At 46.8% G+C, this 21,760-nt stretch carries 19 protein-coding genes; 13 read left to right on the top strand and 6 right to left on the bottom strand.

Annotated elements, in window-relative coordinates; genetic code table 11:
- Positions 1 to 24 precede the first annotated feature (24 nt).
- From grdC to B4J50_RS02970, 10 genes are all read left to right on the top strand, one after another.
- Entirely contained in the window at positions 25 to 1,554 is a 1,530-nt protein-coding gene (grdC, locus tag B4J50_RS03015) for a glycine/sarcosine/betaine reductase complex component C subunit beta (protein WP_024821871.1), read from the top strand.
- Between the two features lie 19 nt (positions 1,555 to 1,573).
- Positions 1,574 to 2,725: a glycine/sarcosine/betaine reductase complex component C subunit alpha gene (gene grdD / locus B4J50_RS03010; protein WP_286847436.1), complete on the top strand. Its 1,152-nt coding sequence runs from the start codon at positions 1,574 to 1,576 to the stop codon at positions 2,723 to 2,725.
- A gap of 299 nt (positions 2,726 to 3,024) precedes the next feature.
- Entirely contained in the window at positions 3,025 to 4,416 is a 1,392-nt protein-coding gene (locus B4J50_RS03005) for an alanine/glycine:cation symporter family protein (protein ID WP_286847439.1), read from the top strand.
- A 117-nt stretch (positions 4,417 to 4,533) separates the two neighbouring features.
- Entirely contained in the window at positions 4,534 to 5,652 is a 1,119-nt protein-coding gene (gene alr, locus B4J50_RS03000; protein WP_286847441.1) for an alanine racemase, read from the top strand.
- Between the two features lie 254 nt (positions 5,653 to 5,906).
- A complete protein-coding gene (locus B4J50_RS02995) occupies positions 5,907 to 7,850 on the top strand; it encodes a transketolase (protein ID WP_286847443.1) in 1,944 nt (647 codons plus the stop codon).
- The gene (locus tag B4J50_RS02990; protein ID WP_051461098.1) at positions 7,850 to 8,407 is read left to right on the top strand and encodes an epoxyqueuosine reductase QueH; all 558 of its coding nucleotides are present in this window, start codon (positions 7,850 to 7,852) and stop codon (positions 8,405 to 8,407) included. Before B4J50_RS02995 ends, B4J50_RS02990 begins: the two co-directional genes overlap by 1 nt.
- 5 nt (positions 8,408 to 8,412) lie before the next feature.
- Positions 8,413 to 9,390, top strand: a complete 978-nt coding sequence (locus tag B4J50_RS02985) for an AIR synthase family protein (RefSeq protein WP_024821877.1) — start codon at positions 8,413 to 8,415, stop codon at positions 9,388 to 9,390.
- A 14-nt stretch (positions 9,391 to 9,404) separates the two neighbouring features.
- On the top strand, positions 9,405 to 10,511 hold the full coding sequence (locus B4J50_RS02980) for a M24 family metallopeptidase (RefSeq protein WP_024821878.1): 1,107 nt from the start codon (positions 9,405 to 9,407) through the stop codon (positions 10,509 to 10,511).
- Positions 10,512 to 10,626: 115 nt separating this feature from the next.
- The gene (rd, locus tag B4J50_RS02975) at positions 10,627 to 10,788 is read left to right on the top strand and encodes a rubredoxin (RefSeq protein WP_084043867.1); all 162 of its coding nucleotides are present in this window, start codon (positions 10,627 to 10,629) and stop codon (positions 10,786 to 10,788) included.
- Positions 10,789 to 11,000: 212 nt separating this feature from the next.
- Entirely contained in the window at positions 11,001 to 11,759 is a 759-nt protein-coding gene (locus B4J50_RS02970) for a transporter substrate-binding domain-containing protein (RefSeq protein WP_024821879.1), read from the top strand.
- A gap of 154 nt (positions 11,760 to 11,913) precedes the next feature.
- Here B4J50_RS02970 and B4J50_RS02965 read toward each other — a convergent pair whose 3' ends face one another.
- From B4J50_RS02965 to B4J50_RS02940, 6 genes are all read right to left on the bottom strand, one after another.
- Positions 11,914 to 12,423: a hypothetical protein gene (locus tag B4J50_RS02965; RefSeq protein WP_156923335.1), complete on the bottom strand. Its 510-nt coding sequence runs from the start codon at positions 12,421 to 12,423 to the stop codon at positions 11,914 to 11,916.
- Between the two features lie 107 nt (positions 12,424 to 12,530).
- On the bottom strand, positions 12,531 to 14,339 hold the full coding sequence (locus tag B4J50_RS02960) for an aldehyde ferredoxin oxidoreductase family protein (protein ID WP_024821881.1): 1,809 nt from the start codon (positions 14,337 to 14,339) through the stop codon (positions 12,531 to 12,533).
- Positions 14,339 to 14,818 (bottom strand): 4Fe-4S dicluster domain-containing protein, encoded by a 480-nt coding sequence (locus tag B4J50_RS02955; protein WP_024821882.1) that lies wholly within the window; start codon positions 14,816 to 14,818, stop codon positions 14,339 to 14,341. The genes B4J50_RS02960 and B4J50_RS02955 overlap by 1 nt, the downstream gene beginning before the upstream one ends.
- 45 nt (positions 14,819 to 14,863) lie before the next feature.
- Positions 14,864 to 15,631 carry a 2Fe-2S iron-sulfur cluster-binding protein gene (locus tag B4J50_RS02950; RefSeq protein ID WP_286847449.1) on the bottom strand — a complete coding sequence of 256 codons (768 nt, stop codon included), beginning with the start codon at positions 15,629 to 15,631 and terminating at the stop codon, positions 14,864 to 14,866.
- Positions 15,628 to 17,460, bottom strand: coding sequence for an NADH-ubiquinone oxidoreductase-F iron-sulfur binding region domain-containing protein (locus tag B4J50_RS02945; protein WP_349677300.1), 1,833 nt, complete (start codon positions 17,458 to 17,460; stop codon positions 15,628 to 15,630). The genes B4J50_RS02950 and B4J50_RS02945 overlap by 4 nt, the downstream gene beginning before the upstream one ends.
- Before the next feature lie 52 nt (positions 17,461 to 17,512).
- On the bottom strand, positions 17,513 to 18,028 hold the full coding sequence (locus tag B4J50_RS02940; protein WP_245587080.1) for a complex I 24 kDa subunit family protein: 516 nt from the start codon (positions 18,026 to 18,028) through the stop codon (positions 17,513 to 17,515).
- A 295-nt stretch (positions 18,029 to 18,323) separates the two neighbouring features.
- Between B4J50_RS02940 and miaB the strand changes: the two genes are divergently transcribed.
- The 3 genes from miaB to B4J50_RS02925 are packed head-to-tail and all read left to right on the top strand — an operon-like array spanning position 18,324 to position 21,725.
- Positions 18,324 to 19,649 (top strand): tRNA (N6-isopentenyl adenosine(37)-C2)-methylthiotransferase MiaB, encoded by a 1,326-nt coding sequence (gene miaB, locus B4J50_RS02935; protein WP_024821886.1) that lies wholly within the window; start codon positions 18,324 to 18,326, stop codon positions 19,647 to 19,649.
- Positions 19,642 to 20,304 (top strand): helix-hairpin-helix domain-containing protein, encoded by a 663-nt coding sequence (locus B4J50_RS02930; RefSeq protein WP_286847456.1) that lies wholly within the window; start codon positions 19,642 to 19,644, stop codon positions 20,302 to 20,304. Before miaB ends, B4J50_RS02930 begins: the two co-directional genes overlap by 8 nt.
- Positions 20,301 to 21,725 (top strand): ComEC/Rec2 family competence protein, encoded by a 1,425-nt coding sequence (locus tag B4J50_RS02925; protein ID WP_286847458.1) that lies wholly within the window; start codon positions 20,301 to 20,303, stop codon positions 21,723 to 21,725. Before B4J50_RS02930 ends, B4J50_RS02925 begins: the two co-directional genes overlap by 4 nt.
- Positions 21,726 to 21,760: the final 35 nt, after the last annotated feature.

Here is a 21,760-nt window from a genome sequence, read left to right as displayed (position 1 = left end):
GTTAATGAGGAGGTTTTTGCAGCCATGTCCAATGTTGGTATTAAGGGTTACGCTTACTGCCTGAACCATGTCCCCGAGCTAGGTTTGCACTATGGGAATACCCCTTATGTAGAAAGGCATCATCATAAAGGAGAGAGTGAGTACCTGAAAGGACTGCCGAAGCATATGCAGTCTTATGAGGAAGCTAGAGATTACGCTCCTAACCAGGCGTATATTGGCGGCATTTCCCTTGAAGAATATGAAACGAAAGCCCAGCCATGGTATGAAAACCGTTTGGAAGGCTCAAGCCGCTATGGAAAATACGGAGAAATTATGCCCGAAGATGAATTCCTTGGGCTCATCGATATATGTGATGTTTTTGATATTGTTTGGCTTGAAAAAGGGTTTGCTTCTTCTGTAAAGGAAAAGCTGGCTCAGGATCCTGTAATCAACGATCATGTGTTGGCCAGACTTGAAGCAGGCCATGATAAAGAAGAAATTGAAAAGGAAGTTGCAGAACATAAGGCTTTGCCCCTTTACTTCAACAACGAAGTAGTGGGATGTGCTCGCAGTGGCCATGAAGTAGACGAGTGCCTCTTCCCCTACGTTTTGCTTGAGAATATTGCCTGTAAAGCAGGCGGCGTTCTTGCCCTTCTTCATATGTTGAAGAATGCCGACGTAGCTCCTGAAGAGATTGATTTTGTAATCGAGTGCTCAGAAGAAGCTGCTGGCGATATGAACCAGCGTGGTGGCGGTAACTTTGCTAAAGCTGTTGCTGAAATTGCTGGCTGTGTCAATGCGAGTGGCTGTGACGTTCGAGGATTCTGTGCTGGTCCCGTGAATGCCATGCTTGCGGCAGCATCTCAGGTTGCTTCCGGTCTGCGGAAAAACTGTGTTGTTTTGGCCGGTGGAGCTATTCCGAAACTCTATATGAATAGCCGTGACCACGTTAAGAAGGAAATGCCTGCGTTGGAGGATTGCCTTGGAAACCTTGCTGTTATGCTTGTTCCCGATGATGGCACTCTCCCCGTAATGCGTCTTGACGCAGTGGGTAAGCACTCTGTTGGTTCTGGTGCTTCTCCCCAGGCTGTAACGTCAGCTCTTGTCTATGAACCCCTTCAGAAAGTGGGACTTTCTTTCAGCGATGTAGACAAATATGCAGCTGAACTTCATATTCCTGAAATTACGTTGCCTGCTGGTGCTGGAGATGTGCCATTGGCCAGTACGAAGATGATTGCAGCACTGGGAGTCATGAAGAAGTCTGTAGAAAAAGCGAAAATGATGGATTTTGTTAAGGAGAGAGGCCTTATAGGATATGCCCATACTCAGGGACATATTCCTTCAGGTGTTCCTTTCGTAGGCCCTGCTTGTGAGGCTATTAAGGCTGGAACTATGAAGCGAGCTATGATCATCGGCAAGGGAAGCCTATTTTTGGCCCGTCTCACCAACTTGTCTGATGGAGCTTCTTTCTTAATAGAGCCGAGCAGCGGTGGACCCGGAGCTGCCGTGAGCAAGGAAGATGTAAAAGAGTTGATTCTCGAGGTTCTGTCCGAGATCACGGAAAAGCTCCAGTAGTAGGAGCGAGGTGACCGGAATGAGTGAAATTAGGCATCTAGTTGGAGAAGCCCTCTCCGAGATTATAGAAACAGCAAGAAGCGGAGGGCCTTGTATTCCTGTCGGTCTTATGGCTATGGGCAGTGAGCATGGTTCAGAAGAGCTGGCATGTGCCGGCCTTCTGGCTCAGAACCAATACCCTGGCGTAAAAGTAGTAATGATAGGCCCTAAAGTCGAGGGGTACGAAACTCTAGATTGGATTGAGACCGAAGCATGTGAGGCCGATGTATCTGAAGCCATGGAAAAAGCTCTGAAAGAGGGAACGATTCAGGGAGCTGTTGCCATGCACTATCCTTTCCCCATGGGAGTTACAACTATCGGTCGTGTAGTAACGCCTGCGAAAGGAAAAGACATGATCATTGCCTCTTCAACAGGGACTTCGGCCATTCATCGTGTGGAAGCAATGGTTAGAAACGCCATCTATGGTATTGCTGTGGCTAAATCTATAGGGAAGAAAAATCCCACTGTGGGTATTCTGAACGTAGAGGGAGCTCAGCTTGTTTTCAGAGCGTTAAACCAGCTCAAGGAAAAGGGATATGATATTACCTTTGGTACGAGTATCCGTAAAGATGGCGGTTCTGTCCTTCGAGGAAACGATATTTTAGCGGGAGCTGTAGATGTATGTGTTACAGATACATTGACAGGTAACGTATTGATGAAGGTCTTCTCTTCTTTCAATACTGGCGGTTCCTATGAGGCGCTTGGTTGGGGATATGGTCCTTCCGCCGGGGAAGGCTGGCCCCACGTGATTTCCATTATCTCCAGGGCTTCTGGTGCTCCTGTAATTGCCAACGCCTTGGCTTTCAATGCAGCAGCTGTTCGAGGGAAACTTCCTGCCCTTGTTGCAGATGAAATGGCACGGGCCAAACGTGCTGGGCTTGACGATATAATTGCAGCTCTTCAACCTAAACCAGCCTCAGCGGAGGAGACAGTGACCCCTCCCCCGGCAGAGCCTACTGATGATGAGATTCATGGAATAGACGTCCTTTCCATAGAAGATGCGGTACGGGCTCTTTGGAAAGAGAAAATATATGCTGAATCTGCCATGGGATGCACAGGGCCAGTGGTGAAGCTTCCAGCAAAATATACTGAGAAAGCGAAGGAAATATTGAAAGCTAACGGATATCTCTAAAAAACGATAAAATTTAGAAATTAGCTATCAATAACGAATAAACGCTGAGCGGGGAAACATTTTAATGTTTTCCCGCTTTTTTTGTTTGTCAAAAGTGATATAATTTTTACAGTTTTTAGATTGTTTTAAATCTAACGACAAGTAGGAGGTGATAGAAGCTTCAGAATAAACTGGATTCCCGCTCTTTGTTTGTTGTACTAAACGGCGTGTACTGAGGGAATTGGACATGAGGGGACTGAGCGCAGGAGCGCAGGAGCACATATGTTCCAATTCTCATAACGAAAGGGGGAATTGCATCAATGGAAGCTGTAATGAAGTTAAATGGGGTATTGAATGGAATAGTATGGGGACCGTGGATGTTGGCTCTGTTGGTAGGCACGGGTATATATTTAACTCTTATTCTTGGCTTTCCTCAAGTTCGGTATTTTGTTCTCATGTTTCGTGAGGTTTTTGGCAATTTAGGGAAGAAAAAAGAAGGGGAAGGGGCTATTTCTTCCTTTGCGGCTCTTTCTACAGCTTTGGCTGCTACAGTAGGAACTGGAAATATTGCTGGAGTAGCTACGGCTCTTCACCTTGGTGGTCCTGGAGCTCTCTTCTGGATGCTTATCTCGGCTGTTTTTGGAATGACCACTAAAATGTGTGAAGTTACCCTGGCTGTTCGGTTCAGAGAAAAAGATTCTATTGGCAACTGGCGCGGTGGCACCATGTACATTTTGGATAAAGGTGCCGGCCAGAAGTGGCTAGCCTGGCTCTTCGCTCTTTTTGCTTTCCTTGCCTCTTTTGGTATTGGTTGTGCAGTTCAGGCGAACTCTACGGCGGAAGGATTCTATCTTGGCTTTGGCATTCCTCACTTTTGGACTGGAATTATTGTAGCTATCCTTACAGCTCTCGTTATTGTAGGTGGACTCAAACGAATTTCTGATGTAACCACATATCTCGTTCCCTTTATGGCAATTTTCTATATCATAGGTGGTGTAATTGTTATTGCAGTTCACGCAGGCGATGTCCCTGCCGCTATGAGCAACGCTATCAAATACGCGTTTAGCGACCCAATGGCTATGCCTGGTGCTGTAGCAGGATGGACAGTTAAATTAGCGCTCACAAAAGGTATTGCTCGTGGTGTCTTCTCCAATGAAGCTGGTTTGGGATCTGCTCCCATGGTTCACGCCACAGCCATTGTGGACCATCCTGTACGTCAGGGTATGTATGGTCTCTTCGAAGTTTTTACCGATACTATCGTTATTTGCTCTCTTACAGCTCTCTCTATTTTAACCAGCGGTGTTCTTACGGGGCAACCAGAATTATCTGGCGCTCAGCTAACACTTTCTGCCTTTAAGTCAGTTCTTGGTGGAACGGGGACTGTAATTCTCTCCATTGGATTGGCCCTCTTTGCCTTTTCCACAATTCTTGGGTGGTACTGGTATGGCGAAACGGCAGCTGCATATATTTTTGGACCTAAAGTTATTCCTGTAATGAAAGGGCTCTGGATTGTTTTCATAATTCTTGGTGCTTCTGGCGGAACTCTCCTGGGTGATGCCTCATCCTTCCTTACGAACCTTTGGGACCTCTCTGATACTCTCAACGGCCTTATGGCTGCTCCCAACCTTGTAGCGTTGCTGCTGCTCTCCAATGAGCTTCGTCGACTCGTTAAAGATTTTGATGTAAAGAGAAAGTCTGGAGAATTACAATAATTTTTTATGTATAGTATTTCTCTAAAATCGTGTTAAATAAAAGAGAGCAGGAGCGAAGTAGGGTCCCTGCTCTCTTTTCAAGAAGGAAAGGTTCTTTTAAAAATGGGGGTAATGGCGATGTCTCTTCGTTTAACATGTATGGAGGTTAATCTCGCCAATATTCAGGCCAACTTTAAAGCCATTCGAAAACACATAGGGACGAGACCTCAGATTTTTGCAGTTGTAAAAGCTGATGCGTATGGACATGGCGCTATAAAAGTCTCAAAGGCACTTATAGAAGCTGGGTGTCAACGATTTGCTGTAGCTACTCCCGACGAAGCTATAGAGCTTCGAGAAGCAGGGATTAATGATCCTGTGCTTGTTTTAGGTCCTTCTCCTTATTATGCAGCTAAAGAATATGTGCATTACGATATAGCAGCAGCCTGTACTGATATGAATTTTGCTAAAGCTATGAGTCAGGAAGCTGTGAATCAGGGGAAAACGGCATTGCTTCATTTAAAAATTGATACAGGGATGGGGCGGATTGGTTTTTTCCCAGAAGAAATGCAGGAAGTGATTGATGAAATTATTAGACTGCCTGGCATTAAAATAGAGGGTCTTTTTACCCACTTTGCTACAGCAGATGAAAAAAGGTTGGATTTTACAGAGTTTCAATTCTCTCAATATATGAAAGTCTACCATTTATTTGAAAATAGAGGAGTTAGAATACCCCTTCGCCATGTTTGCAATAGTGCGGGCATTCTTCATTCTCCTGAGAAATATTTGGATGCTGTGAGGCCGGGAGTCATTCTTTATGGAATGTGGCCTTCAGAAGAGTGCGTTCGCCCTATTGATCTCAAACCGACTTTTGAGGTCAAGACATCAGTTGCCTTAGTTCGAGAAGTTCCTTCGCATAGTGGAATTGGGTACGGGCTTCGCTATATGACTCGCGGAAGAGAAAAAATAGCCGTATTGCCAATAGGGTACGCTGATGGCTACTCAAGGGCTTTGTCCATGAAAATACCTGCTCTTATACATGGTAAAAAGGTGCCTATTGTAGGAAATATCTGTATGGACCAGATGATGATTGATGTTACAGGTATAGACGATGTAAAAGTGGGAGACGAAGTAGTGCTTATCGGATGTCAAGGAAACGAGGTCATTACGCCAGAGGAGATAGCTTGCGCGCGAAATACTATTAACTACGAAGTTCCAATTATGTTCCTTAAACGAGTTCCTCGGGTATATAATGCCTGATCTTGAAAGTGTAAAAATAGAAGAAATCTCAGTGGAAAGGTGAAGCAACTTTTCTTTAGAAGATTTGTTTTAAAAAAGAGATTTATTGAGAAGGCTGGATGTCAATGAAGTGCACCTCCAAATGCTGGATTTTCTGTCCTGCTTTTGGGGTGCATTTTATAAATTCCAGCCTTTTTTGTATTGCTGGTACCATTGATGTAAAAAAATAGTTATAATCAAACGAAGTTATATTTATGAAGGAGGCTTCTTTATCTATGATAAATTACCAACCCTCCCTGCGCGGGTTTTCTGTAGAAACTCTATCTTGCAAGGATATTACATCTCTTGAAGAGATGGCTCGACAAGCGAGAATCAACGTTTTAACTATGGTTGCTTTGGCAGGAAGTGGCCATCCGGCAGGGTCCCTTTCCAGTATGGATATGTATCTCATGACGTATGGTGTTGCAAATCTTACCCCCGAAAATTGTAACAACGTAGATCGCGATTATGTTGTAGTAAGCCATGGACATACATCGCCTGGAGCATATTCTGCTTTGGCGGCTTGGGGTTTTTTCGATCCCCTGGACGCTGCGGCTAATTTCCGTCTTTGTGCCAGCCCTTTCCAGGGCCATGTAGAGCGTGAAGTACCAGGCATTGATTGGGGAAGTGGCAACCTCGGGCAGGGATTAGCTGCTGGCGTGGGCTTTGCTTTAGCTCAAAAAGCACGCCAGCATAACGGTCGAGTCTTTGTCCTTCTTGGCGATGGAGAACAGACGAAGGGACAGATCGCAGAGGCAAGGCGTGTAGCGGTAAAGGAGGGGCTCTCCAATATCACAGCCCTGATAGATTACAACCATATTCAGATATCGGGACGTACAGAAAATGTTATGCCGGCTGATGTTCGGGCTCTTTGGGAGGCCGATGGCTGGGGGGTTCTCGAGTGTGATGGACATTCCTTTACAGAGCTTTACGCAGCTCTTCGAGATGGAGCCTCTGACGGGGTTCCTACAGTCATCATATGTCATACGCTTATGGGGAAGGGCGTTTCTTTTATGGAGGGCATACCAGATTATCATGGAAAAGCTCCAAATCTGGAACAGTACCGTCAGGCGGTTGCAGAGCTCGGAGGGGATCCTCATTTTATTGAAGAAGTCCGCCCCCGACGCGGAAACCCTCTCCCTCTCGGGCGAGAGGTACCGCCAGCCCAGTCAACTCTATGTGTAGGTGAGCCTCGAACCTATCCCTCCACAGAAAAGACAGATAACCGGTCAGCTTTTGGACATGCCCTCGCTGATATTGGAGCTAGAAACTATGAGAAGAAGGAAGGAACACCTCTTCTTGTCTTCGATTGTGACCTTGCGGGATCGGTGAAAACTGATGGATTTGCTAAGGCATGCCCTCATTGGTTTATACAGGCTGGCATTCAGGAACATGGTACAGCTACTATGGCAGGGGCAGCCTCTGTAGCGGGGGTTTCGAGCCTTTGGGCGGATTTTGGAGTTTTCGGACTCAGCGAAGTTTACAATCAGCAGCGTCTCAACGATATTAATAAGACTGGGTTGAAGTTGGCCCTCACTCATGTAGGTCTTGATGTGGGAGAAGATGGAATGACCCATCAGGCTATTGATTATATTGGACTGTTGCGCAACATGTTCGGTTGGAAACTTGTAGTACCAGCTGATCCCAACCAAACAGACCGTGCTACTCGCTGGGCCTTTACAGAGCCTGGTAACGTGTGTCTTGCCATGGGGCGGAGCAAGCTCCCCACTCTTGTTGATGAGGAAGGACTTCCAATTTTTGCGGGAAATTATTCTTTTGAATATGGGAAGGCTGTAAAAATAAGAGATGGGAAAGATGGGGCTATCTTTGCTTTAGGGGCAATGACATGGCGAGCTCTGGAAGCGTGGAACATTTTAAGGGAAAAGGGCATTACGGTAAAGATTTTCTCAGTGTCCTGCCCTCTTCATATAGATACGGAAGCTCTTAAAGAGGCATGTTCTACAGGTGCTGTGATAACGGCAGAGGACCATCACTATCAAAGTGGTCTCGGAGCTGCTACCGCTTTCGCCATGGCTCAGGAGCATCTCTTCGCTTCTTTCCGGCCTCTTGGAGTTTGGCGATACGGAGATTCAGGGAAGTCTGACGACGTATTCAACCATATGGGTTTAAACAGCACTTCCATTGCGAGTAGAGTTGAAGAGGTTCTTTCTAAAAAATAATGAATCTGGAAAAAAAGAAGGTATTGCTTCATATTTGTTGTGCTCCTGATGCGACCATCCCCTGGCCTGCGTTGGCAGAAGAAGGGTATGATGTTACAGGATACTTTTATGGCCATAATATCCATCCTGTAGAGGAATATATCCAGCGCAGAGTGGCTGTGGAACGCCTTGCCTCTCTGCTTTCTTGCCCTGTAGTTATAGAGGAATACAATCCGGAAGAATGGTTTCGTAAAGGAGCTTTATTAGCTCATGAGCCAGAGGGAGGGTATCGTTGTGCTCTCTGTTTTACCCTTCAGCTTCTGGGCGCGGCTCAGGCTGCTTTGCAGAATAAGTGTTCTTTTCTCTGTACCACCTTGACCATCAGTCCTCATAAAGATCCAATACGAATTAATAACATTGGTGAAGGTGTGGCCAGACGTTACGGTTTAACTTGGCTTCATCGCGTGTGGAGAAAAAATAACGGCTTTGTTCGGTCAGTTCAAGCAAGTCGAGCCATGAGGCTTTATAGGCAATCCTATTGTGGGTGTCTCTATAGCTTGCGAAAGGAAGGGAGATGACCTCCATGGAGAGTGAAGGCAAGCCATTATCAGTGGGCAAGCTTCCTCCAGATATTCTCGAACGCCACATATTGCAATACTCCGGAGCCTTTCGCCCCGACGTTCTCGTGGGTCCTGGCATAGGAGAAGATGCCTCCCTCATCCGTTTCCCGGAAGGGAAATTACTGGCAGTGGCGTCTGATCCTATAGTGGGAGCTACGACGGGGGCCGGGACGTTCCTGGTTCATATCAATGCTAATGATATAGCATGTAAGGGAGGGGATCCGGCCTATTTTATTGTTACTCTCATTATACCGGTAGAGATGGGACTCCCTTTTGCGACGTCGGTAATGGAAGAAATAGATACGGCATGTAAGGAGTTGGGGATTGCGGTTATAGGCGGACATACGGAGTTTACCGACCGCTATAAAAAACCTGTAATAGTAGGAACAATGCTAGGTCCAACCTCATATCTTTACCGTGCTACAGATATTCGTCCTGGAGATGGGGTTATTATGACGAAACATGCGGGCCTTGAAGGCATGTCTATTCTTGCCCATGACAGACCAGATCTGTTACAGAGAGTGCTTTCAACTTCAGAGATAGAGACAGTAGCTTCATGGCTCTCATCTGTTTCTATTCTTGAGGATGCACAGACAGTCCGTGATTTGGCCCGCTTTATGCACGACCCTACAGAAGGAGGTCTTTTCGGAGGGCTTGCAGAAATTTGCCGTTTAAGTGGTCTGGGGCTGGAACTTCAGGCAGAGGCGATACTGGTGCACCCTCTTACCCGAAAAGTACACAAAACTCTTCAGTTCGATATTTTTCATCTCATATCTTCTGGTGTTCTTGTAGTGGTTGTTCCAGAAGAGCATATATCTACGGCTTTGAAGCGATTTGAAAAACGGAATATTCCATCAGCCTTTATAGGCACCGTAGTAGAAGGGCCTGGAAATTGTCGTTTCGACACCACAGAGGAACTTTGGCGGCTGCTGGATTTATAAATAGGAGGGATTTCGTGATAACGGACAATGTTCTCAATAGGACAGAGCGTTTACGACAACAGATGAACTCTATGGGGCTTGATGCCGTTGTTTTGATGGTTTCTGAAGGAGCCAACTGGCAGAGTGTCTATTACATTTCTGGCTTCAGGGGAAGCAGTTCCGGGGTGGTGGTAACTGAAAAGGACGCATTCCTCATTACTGACGGGCGCTATCTTTCTCAGGCTTCGGAACAGTCACCCTATACTTTAGTGACGCAGGGATCTCGCACGATGCTTGAAGCTGTATGTGAGCTTTTAAAGGATCAAAAATGTCATCGAATCGGTGTGGAAAAAGATATAGTCTCCATTAGAAATTTTGAGAAAATGAGCGCTATTATGTCTCTTGTAGAGTGGTATGATACCTCCTCTATCCTGCCTCTTCTACGCAGAACAAAAGATTCCTCAGAGGTAGACTCTATTCGAAAGGCTGGACAGATTGCCAGCGATGCATATCGGGAGGTTTTGGGGCACGTGTCTTTGGGCATGACAGAAAAAGAGTTCGAGGCCCTTCTTGAATATACAGTTAAGAAACTTGGAGCAGAGGGCGGGTGGGGGAACCATAACTTTATAGTGGCTTCTGGCGCTCGTAGCGCACTGCCCCATGGAGCACCTACCGACAAGGCCTTTCAGAGCGGGGATTGGGTGACTGTAGATTTTGGAGCCATGGTGAACGGGTATCTTTCTGACATTACAAGGAACTTTTGTTTGGGAGCTCCCAATGAGAAGGCCAGAGAAATCGAGAGCCTATTGCTTCGAGCTCACAGAGAAGCTGCACTGGCCTTGAAACCTGGCGTGAGTGGACGAGATATTGATGCTATCGCACGTCGAATTATTGTCGAAGAGGGGTATGGGGAGCAATTCTCTCATGGCCTCGGCCATGCTCTTGGCCTTGAAATTCATGAAAATCCAAGGCTATCTCCTCTCTCTCATGATATTCTTCAGGTTGGCGATGTGGTAACAGTAGAGCCTGGCGTCTACTTCCCTGGCGTTGGCGGTATGCGTATTGAAGACGATTACCTTATTACAGAAACAGGAGCAGAGCGGATATCTGGCGATCTTCAGCAAGAATTAGCAGTTCTTTAGTTCGAAAAGAATGGAGTTTGGGGAGGGATGGACTTATTCCAAGTTGCTTTTTTAATAAGGCCATAGATATAATGAACGTGAATTCTGAAACTCCATTTTTAAGGAGGGGGACCATATGGAAAAATATGTCTGCACAGTATGTGGGTATGTGTATGACCCTGCAGAGGGAGACCCTGATGGCGGAATTGAACCGGGAACAGCTTTCGAAGATCTTCCTGAAGATTGGGTGTGTCCCGTTTGTGCTGTAGGGAAGGATATGTTCGAGCCAGAAGAATAGTTTTTCGGCTTGTTTAAAGAAAAGGGAAAAGAGAGGGATATGAAATACGCCCCCAACGTTGTGTTGAGTGCCAACTTTTAGGGAGCTAAACATTTCCCCTCTCTTTTTTTCTTGACATCTTCCTCCATATCTTTATAATGATCCAGTAATGAACATTGGTTACTATTTTTTATTTCATGGAACTAGTGTTTAAAAGAGGAGGATCAATAATAATGAAAAAATGGTTTGTAATGTGTCTTTCGCTGCTGTTGCTTTTTGTGGGAACTTCAGGTGCTATGGCTGAGTCTGTATTGGATAAAGATGTAATAGTTGTGGGGACAGAGTCCACATTCCGGCCCTTCGAGTTCCGCAATGTTCAGAACGAGGTTGTTGGCTTTGATATTGATCTGATCAATATGATCGCAGAGAAATTGGGAAAAGAAGTAAAGATAGTTGACGCTTCTTTCGATTCTCTTATTCCCTCTCTTTTGACAAAGAAGATCGACATTATAGCTGCCGGGATGAGCGCTACGCCGGAGCGAGCTAAAAGAGTGGCTTTTTCCGATGTTTATTATATTACCCCTTCCGCTGTAACAGTGAAGACAGAAGTTGAAAACATCACTAAAGAAGAAGACCTTTTAGGGAAGATAGCTACGGTTCAGATGGGGACTATCCAGGATGAATACGTATCGAAGCTTGATTTGAAAGAAGTCAAGAGATTCTCTAAGACTGACGATGCTTTTCGTGAAGTTCTTCTTGGGCGGGCCGATTTCGCAGTTATAGACGGAACAGTGACGAAGGAAAATTTAAAAGAGAATAAAGATTTTATAGGGAAGCTTAAAGTTGTTATGCAGCTTCGAATCGATAAAGGTATGGCTCTTGCCATGCGGAAAGACGATCCGACGTTTGCAGAGGCTGTCAACAAGGTCCTCGCAGATCTCAAAGAGTCTGGTGCCCTTGATGAACTGGAGAAAAAGTGGGTAGAAGAGTAGTGGTAACGGAGTAGGCGCATAGAAGAGAGAATAAAGTTTTCTTTACACAAGCGTGCATTGAAAGACAAAGGTAAAGCCCCTGGCAGAAGCTGTCGGGGGCTTTTTCATGCAGAAAAAATCCACTGTTTTTGAATTGTGAACATGTATGGTGGCTTTATAAATCGTTCTCTATTTCTGAGATGATATGTTGAGCAATATCTAAAAGCTCCGCCTCTGTGAGATTTTTACTTTCAAGGTTCAATGTGGTTTGCTGAGGAAGCTGCACGGAAAGAGCGGGCCCTACATGTGGATAGACTTCAAGCAATGCCCTGTATTTCCCCACAGTGAGAGTGCGATATGTGGCGCCGAATCCAAGAGGGCGATCATCTTTTTCAACGTCTTTTTGCGGTATGTAAAGGTCTCCTGCGCCAGGGCCGGAGAGAAGATTTATTTCCAAACGTCTCCCGCCGGGAGCAAGGTATGTCCGCTGAAGCCATATGCCATGACTCTTAGAAGAATCTACTAGTTCTTTCGAAAAAAGAGAACCGCTTGTCCATCCATCCAAGTCTGGAAGGGCAGATGGCAGAGCCCATCCTTTTCCGACGAAAAGAAAAATGGAGAGAAAGAGTAGTAGTATCGTTTCCCACATCCTCCTGGCGGATGGAGCTATGAACAAAATTTTCATGGCGAACCCCTACTTTCTTATAGTTTCGCATATACTCAAATACATTGTACGGTAATTTAGGAAATGAAAAAAGGGGCCCGAAGGCCCCTCCGTGAATCACAAGTGCTCTACAGATATCTTGCTAAGCCAAGCTCTTTGACTTTCCTCTCTGTAGGGACCCCGTTTTCGTCCCAGCCTCTTGTTTCATAGTAGAGTGGGAGCATTTCATGAAGACGATTGACGCGCCCTTTCATGGGACCTTCAGGGATAGGATCATAGAGGAGCCGCGGTGGAAGAGTATCGTCTGTTTCGGAAAGGCCTGCCTTCAAATTGAAAATTCGCTCGAGGTTCCAGATCCTTTCGCCGGCTTTCATAAAGGTTTCTTCCGTGTAATCTACGCCAGTCACGGCGGCGAGTTGAGGGGCTATATCTCCGGCACCAAGGGCGAAGGTAGTAAAAAGGCACATGCCAGAAGAATCCAGAGCTGCTGTGAGATCTTGAAAAGCTTTCAACCATACGGGTTTGTTCTCTGTTTCTTCAGGGTCTATTTTTTCGGGAGCGCCGAGAATTTCCGGGGATGTCAGATAGCCTCGAACGTGACAGCCGCCTCGATTAGAAGTGGCGTACTCTAAGCCCATTCCTTGAAGAGCGCGGGGGTCGTATGCTGGCATCTCTTGCTTTTTTACAGTCATGGAAAGTTCTGGATGTCCATATTTTTCAGCAAGCCTCCATGACCCTTCTGCTATTTCGTCTCCAAACCCTCGCCGATATGCCGTATCCTCGGTAAGGCGAACCATGGCTTCCGCATTGCCGAAGCGAAGATCCCAGCCAGTCTGATCTCGTGAGAGGACTCCCATCTCGTAAAGTTCCATGGCACAAGCTATTGTTGATCCCAGAGTGATAGTGTCCATCCCCAGTTCATTGCAGATAAAATTAGCTTTTACTATGGCATCCAAATCGTCAATTCCACACGCTGGACCAAAAGACCATGTGCTTTCATATTCAGGACCTTCACCTTGGCCGATATAGGCGCCCCCGCTTTTGGCGACTCGCCCGCATCCAACAGCACATCCCATGCATCCTTTGTTGGTAATAAGATTTTCCTTATTGAAAGTTTCGGCACTTACGCGATCGGCCCCTTCAAAAACGGCCTCCTGAAAGTTTCGGGTAGGCAAGCCACCAGCAGAATTGATGATGCCTACGAGAACATTGGTGCCAAAAGTGGGCAAGCCTCCAGAAGTGACAGGGTGATCCTTAAGTTTTTTTCGAGCTGCCGCGACAGTTTCAAAGACTCTGTCTCTATGGGCAACCTGTACGCCTTTCGTTCCTCTCACGACAATAGCCTTCACCATTTTAGAACCCATAACCGCGCCAACTCCCGAGCGGCCTGCAGCCCTATCCTTTTCGTTCATAATGCAGGCGAACTTTACGAGATTTTCTCCGGCAGGGCCGATACAGGCTACTTTGGCTTCCGAGTCGGTCTCGTTGAGAAGATCGTCAGTAACTGTATGAACATCTTTCCCCCAATGTTTCGCTGCGTCTCGAATTTCTATGTTATCGTTATAAATATAGATGTAGACAGGAGCAGAAGCTCTCCCCTCCAGAATGATCATATCGAAACCTGCATATTTGAGCTCGGGACCCCAGAAACCGCCAGAATTAGAGGCGGCGATGGTTCCTGTGAGAGGACCCTTAGTCACCACATCATATCGGCCTGAGGACGTAGAGAGTGTGCCGGTAAGGGGGCCAGTTGCGAAAATCAATTTGTTCTCTGGGCTGAGAGGGTCTATTGAAGGGGGCACTTCATCTATGTAATATTTAGTTCCTAACCCCCTCGCTCCAATGTAGTTATGGGCGTCTTCTACCTGGAGAGGCTCGAAAGAATAGGTTCTGCGAGAGAGGTCAATGCGCAATACTTTCCCCATCCATCCGTACATTATTGTCTCACCTCTTCTTCTATCGCTGCAAATTTGGCAGCATAGGCCCGTTTCTTTTCCAGATTATCCTTTTCCGCTGGTACGTACTGAAGAGCTTCGGTGGGACAGAATCGTACGCACTGAGGATCGCCTTCACATTCCGTGCATTTAAAAGCACTTTTCCCTTCAGGACTATAGGAAATATTGCCGAAGGGACAGGCTATCACACACATACGACATCCAATACACCGTTCAGAGTGTACCTTGATGACCCCAGATTGAGGATCTTTTTCCAGAGCGCCTGTTCTGCAAACAGAAGCGCACGGAGCATCTTCGCATTGCAAACAGGTCAACGGGACATGTACTCCGAGGTCGAATCGAAAGACTTTGATTCGAGCCAAGGCTGGACGACATTCCCCTTCTTGTGACAAGGAGCAGGCTACTTCACAACTGCCACATCCAATACAACGATCTGGCGAAATGAGCAGTACTTTCATCATTTTCTTTTCCCCCTCCATTCAAAAATGATCAGCACGGAATCCCCGTTATTCTTTTGCTGTTTCGAGAAGGGCCATAGCCCTTGCTTCCATTTTTCGAAGGCATGAAGGACAATATATTCCAACATGTTCCTGTAGCTTTTGATTCATTTGCAGGCATGTTGCTGCTTGTATCTGCTCTTGTGTAGCGAAAGCCTTACCACATGATTGACATTGGACGAGCTGAAAGGTTTTGCCCCATAGCGTGCGCATTTCCTGCGTATCTATCTTTTTTATAAAACCGGTAGGACAAACTTCTGCACAAGCACCACATCCTGTGCAGTCTTCAGGAGATGCATGGAAGGCGGGGCCCACTTCTCGTAAGTGGCCACGATGGCTGAAGTCCAGGCATCCCACACCTTCTGTTTCGCAGGCCCGGACGCAGAGGCCGCATAGGATACAGTTAGGAGTCGCTGCTTCTGTTGTTTCTTGAGGCACTTCAAGATCGTATTGAGAACAAAGAGCCAGTAGATCTGGCGTATGAGGAGTTTTTTTTATAAAGAGAGACAGGACGAAACGCCGCAGGTTCCGAATTTTTTCCGTATCGGTATAAATCTCCAACCTTTCTGTGGTAATGGGGTAGGAACAGGCCATTACTACGTTTCTTCGTCCACGATGAATGACCTCTACTGAACAGAGGCGGCAATTCCCATCAGGAGGAAGCCCCGGATGAAAGCAGAGGGTGGGGATAGGGATATGAGCCATGGTTGCTGCCTCAAGGATAGTGGTTCCAGGAGCGACATGGAAGGGGGCCCCATTAAACGTTACGGAGATCATGATTTATCCCTCCCTTTTGCTGTGGCTGCACACTCTTCGTGTACGGGGGATATGTGTATGGCATTAAACCGGCACATGTCCAGACAAGTGCCGCACGTAATGCATTTATCAGCATGGATAACTCGAATGTCCCGATCTTTACCCGTAATAGCTGAAGCTACGCAATTTGCCTGGCAGGCCCCACATCCAATACATTTGCTTCGTATGATTGAAGGGGTATACATTCTGCTACAGACACCAGCCCGGCAAAAGTGTTGATTTTCATGCTCTTCATATTCTTCGGGAAAGTACCGAAGGGTAGATAAAACTGGGTTGGATGCAGTCTTCCCCAATCCGCACAAGGCCGTGTCAGGCAGAAACTGGGCAATGGTTTTGAGACGCGACGTATCTCCCTTTTCTCCTCGTCCTTCTGTGAGGCGATGGAGGATGGTTTGCATTTCCACAAGCCCCTCTCGGCAAGGGGCACATTTCCCGCAAGACTCTGTAACTAAAAAATCAATAAAGTATCTGGCTACATCTACCATACATGTGTGATCGTCCATAACGATCATTCCGCCAGATCCCATCATAGACCCCACCCCTGCAAGGCGATCGAAGTCTACAGGGAGGTCCAATAGGGATTCTGGAATGCACCCTCCAGAAGGGCCGCCTGTCTGGACGGCTTTGAGGGAGCGATTTTTGAGAATGCCTCCGCCTATATTGAAAATAATGGAGCGGAGGGGGGTTCCCATGGGGACCTCTACAAGTCCGCTATTTTTTATTTTTCCAACGAGGGAAAAAATTTTGGTTCCAGGACTTGCCTCCGTTCCATATTGGCGGAACCAGGATACGCCTTTATCTATAATGGCTGGGACATTTGCCCATGTCTCCACATTATTCAGCACGGTGGGATGACCCCAAAGCCCTTTTTCAGTGGATCGGATGTATTTAACTCGGGGAACACCTACACGTCCTTCGATAGAGGCCATGAGGGCTGTAGATTCTCCACATACAAAAGCCCCCCCTCCCCGGTAGAGTTCTATGTCGAAAGAGAAGCCCGATCCCAGAATATTTTTACCCAGCAATCCTGCTTCTCTTGCGTCGCGTATGGCCATTCCCAAGTGCTTTACAGCGAGAGGGTACTCGTTTCGCACATATATAAACCCTTTCTGTGCTCCAATGGCAAAGGCGCCAATAGTCATACCTTCTATAATGCAGTATGGGTCTCCTTCCATAAGGCTTCGGTCCATAAAAGCTCCCGGATCCCCTTCATCTCCGTTAGCTACAACATAACGAAGGGGATCTTCTGCGTTTCGGGCGGCTTGCCATTTTCTTCCTGTGAGAAATCCCCCTCCGCCACGCCCTCTCAGTCCGGAATCTATGATAGTTTGCACAATATGCAGTGGAGTTATGGACAGCGCTTTGGCGAGGCCTTTATAGCCCCCGACGGCAATATAATCGTCAATTTTTTCGGGGTTGATTGCTCCTGAATGACGAAGGGCGATACGAGTTTGATGAGCATAGAAAGGAACATCTTTATCAGAAATAGCGAATTTCTTGGTATTAGGATCTCGGTAGAGCAGATGCTTAACAACATTCCCTTTCAGAATTGTTTCTTCCACGATTTCCGGAACGTCTTCCGGGCGAACTTTCTGGTAAAAAATATTTCCAGGCTCCACAGAGACGAGGGGGCCGTGCTCGCAGAATCCGTGGCAACCAGTGGAGTTAACAGAAATATCCACCTGGAGACATAATCCCCTCTCCAAAGCCTCTTTTTTGAAGGCTTCATATACTTTTTGACTCCCGTTGGCCAGACAGCCGGTTCCAAAACATATACGTACACATGGCATTGTGCACTTTTCTTTTTTTTGTTGTTGCAGCAACTGGCAGTAGCTCTCAAGATCAGCAGGTTGAAGGAATTTCATGGTCCATCTCCTCCAGCATGGTTGCGACTAAGGCAGGCGTCATTTGCCCGTAGACTTTTTCATTGACCATAATGACAGGCGCCAAAGCACAAGCGCCAAGGCAGTTTACTGTCTCTAATGTAAAGCGTCTGTCTGGCGTTGTCTCTCCTACTGAAATATTCAATCTTTTTTCCACTTCGCGGAGAATGAAAGCTCCCCCTCGCAAGTGACAGGCTGTTCCGCCACAAATTCGGATAGTCTTTTCCCCTCGGGGAGTCAAGCTGAAGGCTTTGTAGAAAGTCCCCATACTATAAACACGGCTTTCTGGAATATTGAGATACGCTGCTGTTTTTTTCATGGCAGAGATAGGCAGATAACGAAAAGCTTTTTGTATGTCTTGCAGAATAGGCAGCAGAAAACGAGGTTCTCTGGGATAGGAAGAGAGTATGACATCAGTGTCTCTCTCGCCCCGGTTGGTGTCGTCAGAAGGCAACACTACATTTAGATCTGTCAATGAAAGTCCCCCCTTCGCCAACTTTCTGACAACTCTTTATATATTGTACAACTACTGGGGGTTTTGTCATATATTTTTTGTTGGTTGTTTTTACGCAGAATAGTGTAAAACAGGAAGTTTTGAGGGCACTCTCTTCCTTGTACAACAAGGTCAACTCATAGTGGGGTAGATTATTCCTTCCTTTTAAAGAAAAAGAAAGGATTTTTTGGAAAAGCACAGTTGACAAAAACATGTTATGATTTTTCAATTGGACAGATGTAGAAAAATAAGAATAGCTTCTTCGGGAGGAGTTTTTGTGTACGGTTTTACTTTAAAAGTTTACGGCTGTCAAATGAATGTTTACGACGGCGATAAGTTGCGAACGGCCTTAATTCAGCAGGGATGGGTGGAAGTTCCTGAAGAAAAGGCTGATCTGGTGATTTTTAATGGTTGTAGCATACGGGCTAAAGCGGAGCATAAGGTTTGGAGCGAACTGGGGCGATATGGCGAGCAGTGGGACTCTCAACAGAAACCTTATGTAGCTGTAACTGGATGTATTGCCCAGCGTCTAGGTTCCGCTATGATGGCGCGTTTCCCATGGGTGCGTCTTGTGGGGGGGCCTCGTCATATAGGGGAGTTGCCTGATGGTGTGGCCCGGGTTATGAAGGGAGAAAGAGTTGTTCTTCTCGACGAGGATCCACGGGCTTTTGTGGATTTGAACGTCCCGCCGATAGAACGGGTTAATCCCTGGAAGGCCTATGTAACCATAGCTCATGGCTGTGATAATTTTTGTACGTACTGCATAGTTCCCTACGTGAGAGGCCGTTTTGTTTCCAGACCTCCTCAGGCTATACTGGAAGAAGTTCGTGGACTTGTCTCAGATGGCGTCAAGGAAGTGACTCTTTTGGGACAGAATGTAAACAGCTATGGTCAGGATTTTAAGAACGGATACACCTTCTCGTCTCTTCTGCGAGATGTGGCGGCCATAGAAACCTTGCCCCTCATTCGCTTTGTCACATCCCATCCAAAGGATTTCACAAAAGACATTGTGGATGTTATGGCGGAAAATCCTGCAAAAATATGTCCGTCGATTAATTTACCTATCCAGTCGGGGAGCGACCGTGTTTTGCAGCTTATGAACAGAAAGTATTCTCTTGCCCAATATCGTGAAACGGTCTCTCTTATTCGTTCAGCCCTTCCAGAAGTAGGCTTGACGAGCGATTTGATTGTGGGGTTCCCAGGGGAGACGGAAGAGGATTTTCAAGCGTCTATCGCTGCTCTGAAGGAATTCCGTTACGATCTCGTTCATACGGCGGCCTATTCTCCACGGGAGGGGACTGTTGCCGCTGATATGGAAGACCAGATTCCACAAGAGGTAAAAATGGAGCGGTTGAATATGGTAAACGATCTTCAATCTTCTATAGCCGCAGACATTAACCGTGGCTGTGTGGGGAAAGAATATGTGCTTCTCATAGACGATAAAGCTCCGAAAGGGGCGGGGTTAGTGCAAGGTCGAACTCCTTCCGATAAAGTGGTTATCATCGAAGGGCCCCAAAACCTTATAGGTCACTTTGCTAAGGTGGTTATTACCGGGGCAGAAAATTGGTGTCTTTACGGAGAGGTGCTGGACGTCGTTGACTAGAGATCAAGGGAAGGCTCTACTTTTTTTTGCGGGAGGAATACTCTGTCTCCTCCTTGCAGGCTTGTTAATCGTTACTTTTTCAGGACGTTGGCAGGCCGGTGCTCCCACAGTAGTTGCGGGGCCACTTCCCCTTTCAGTAGAGAAAAAAGATGTACGGGATCTTACAGATCGAGAGGATCTCGAAGGAGTGCATTCCGCTGTTCCGGGGGAAGAGTGGGTTGTTTATATCACGGGCTGCGTTCAGAAACCTGGAGTTTATCACGTAGCGCCAGGCTCTCGTTTTTACCATGTGGTAGACCTGGCAGGTGGCTTTTCATCGGCGGCAGATCCTGAAAAAGTTAATTTGGCAACTCGCCTTGAAGATGGAATGCATATCCATATTCCCTCTCAAAGTGAAAAAACGGAGGAAGAGCAGACACCCGCGGCTTCTTTGGGGGGATTAGCTCCTTCTAATCAGAAGAAAATCGATATTAATCGGGCCTCAGAACAGGAATTAACAGTGTTGCCTGGAGTAGGCCCCAGCACTGCAGCATCCATAATTGCCTATCGAGAGGCAAGTGGACTTTTTACATGTGTAGAAGATTTATTACGAGTTCGAGGTATAGGGCCGGTGAAGTTCGAGAAAATTCGTCCCCTTGTAACGGTTTCTCCATGACAGTTCTTGGGAGAGCTCCAGTTCTTTGCCCCTTTGCTGGAGTTTGTGTGGCTCTTATTGCACAGGATCTTGGTGTATCTCTGCCCCTTCTCCCCCTTTTGTCCGTGCTTTCTGCGGGAGCTCTTATTCTTTGTTGGACTGTTGACAGGTCTCCGGGATATTGGGCTTTTTTTGGTGGGATTATGGCTATTACGGCTCTAGCCTCCCTTGTTATTTGCCGACGAGTACCAATTTCCACTACGTTCTTACCGCAGGAATATGGCAAATGGAAGGGGTATATAGTCTCAGAACGTTCCTGGGGAGGACGGAGAGCGGCGCTTGTGAAAACTCCGAAAGGGATCTTTTTAGCAAAGGTCTCCCCTCGAAAAGAACTTGTCGCTGGCCAGAAAGTGGAGATGGAGGGACGAATTCTTTCCTTGCCCCATTCAGATAAGGGCTCTTTTAGGGAAGATCTCTATTGGCGGGCTCGGGGAGCTGTGGGAGAGATAATGCCTGCTCGTCTTACCGTTGTTGGGCGGTGTTCTTGGTTTCATGTGGCTCGGTGGCGAAATCTTATTTCGAAGAGTATCCTGTTGACATTGCCATCCCGTACGCGAGCGTATCTTTTGGCAGCATGGACAGGCATGAAAGATCCAGAACTAAAATCTTTCCATGAGCGGTGGGGAACGAGCCATCTGCTGGCTGTTTCCGGATTCCATGTAGCTATTTTTGCCGGGGGGATCTCCCTCCTTCTTCGTCGCAGTAAGGGACACGTCTGGGGGACGTCTCTATTTTTGTGGCTTTATGTTTTTTTAACAGGAGCTGCCGCAAGTGCTGTGAGGGCAGCATTAATGATGCAGATAGCTCTTTTAGGTCACGTTCGTGGCCGTCCGGTACGCCCTTTAAATTCAGTATCCCTGGCAGGCCTCCTATTACTGCTCTGGCGGCCGTGGTGGTTTTGGGATCTGGGGTGGCGGTTATCTGTGCTTGCAGCCTATATTATTGCTGCGGCTCTGGAACGTAATCTTACTCGTGGTTGGCTGCTTTCTGTAGGGCCTTTGATTTGGGGGACCACTCTCCCTTTGGTAGCCACGATCTTTGGATCAGTTCCGTTAGCTGGCCTTTTGATCAACCCTATAGCCGGGCCTGTATTTGGTTTTCTTTATCCTTTCGCGTCCCTTATGGCTTTGCCAGCCCTTGCGGGTATTCCGGGAGGAAGATGGGTGGCATATGGAGCTGAGGGTCTTTTTATCCTCTGGGAATATGTTGCTGATTTTCTGGCAACCCTTGTCCCGTGGAGAGCGACCTGGAATCCGTTATGGGACATATTGGCCTTTGGGATGCTTCCCATGATCACAGGTCGGGCTCTTTCCCTTTCATGGAAGAGAACGATGTCAGTCGCTTTATCATGGCAACTTTTTTCCATACTGTTATGGAGATAAAATATTATTAAAAGAAAAAACCGAGAGACACATAG

This window comes from Aminobacterium sp. UBA4908, assembly GCF_002398115.1.
In the GTDB taxonomy this organism is placed as follows: domain Bacteria; phylum Synergistota; class Synergistia; order Synergistales; family Aminobacteriaceae; genus Aminobacterium; species Aminobacterium mobile.
Note: the sequence above shows the minus strand (reverse complement) of the source record. Positions and strands in the feature narration are given on the sequence as shown.

What these genes read in the sequence shown, in the direction of transcription:
- grdC (WP_024821871.1), top strand. Translation starts at nt 25, where the DNA reads ATGTCCAATGTTGGTATTAAGGGTTACGCTTACTGCCTGAACCATGTC.
- grdD (WP_286847436.1), top strand. Translation starts at nt 1,574, where the DNA reads ATGAGTGAAATTAGGCATCTAGTTGGAGAAGCCCTCTCCGAGATTATA.
- B4J50_RS03005 (WP_286847439.1), top strand. Translation starts at nt 3,025, where the DNA reads ATGGAAGCTGTAATGAAGTTAAATGGGGTATTGAATGGAATAGTATGG.
- alr (WP_286847441.1), top strand. Translation starts at nt 4,534, where the DNA reads ATGTCTCTTCGTTTAACATGTATGGAGGTTAATCTCGCCAATATTCAG.
- B4J50_RS02995 (WP_286847443.1), top strand. Translation starts at nt 5,907, where the DNA reads ATGATAAATTACCAACCCTCCCTGCGCGGGTTTTCTGTAGAAACTCTA.
- B4J50_RS02990 (WP_051461098.1), top strand. Translation starts at nt 7,850, where the DNA reads ATGAATCTGGAAAAAAAGAAGGTATTGCTTCATATTTGTTGTGCTCCT.
- B4J50_RS02985 (WP_024821877.1), top strand. Translation starts at nt 8,413, where the DNA reads ATGGAGAGTGAAGGCAAGCCATTATCAGTGGGCAAGCTTCCTCCAGAT.
- rd (WP_084043867.1), top strand. Translation starts at nt 10,627, where the DNA reads ATGGAAAAATATGTCTGCACAGTATGTGGGTATGTGTATGACCCTGCA.
- B4J50_RS02970 (WP_024821879.1), top strand. Translation starts at nt 11,001, where the DNA reads ATGAAAAAATGGTTTGTAATGTGTCTTTCGCTGCTGTTGCTTTTTGTG.
- B4J50_RS02965 (WP_156923335.1), bottom strand. Translation starts at nt 12,423, where the DNA reads ATGAAAATTTTGTTCATAGCTCCATCCGCCAGGAGGATGTGGGAAACG.
- B4J50_RS02960 (WP_024821881.1), bottom strand. Translation starts at nt 14,339, where the DNA reads ATGTACGGATGGATGGGGAAAGTATTGCGCATTGACCTCTCTCGCAGA.
- B4J50_RS02955 (WP_024821882.1), bottom strand. Translation starts at nt 14,818, where the DNA reads ATGATGAAAGTACTGCTCATTTCGCCAGATCGTTGTATTGGATGTGGC.
- B4J50_RS02950 (WP_286847449.1), bottom strand. Translation starts at nt 15,631, where the DNA reads ATGATCTCCGTAACGTTTAATGGGGCCCCCTTCCATGTCGCTCCTGGA.
- B4J50_RS02945 (WP_349677300.1), bottom strand. Translation starts at nt 17,460, where the DNA reads ATGCCATGTGTACGTATATGTTTTGGAACCGGCTGTCTGGCCAACGGG.
- B4J50_RS02925 (WP_286847458.1), top strand. Translation starts at nt 20,301, where the DNA reads ATGACAGTTCTTGGGAGAGCTCCAGTTCTTTGCCCCTTTGCTGGAGTT.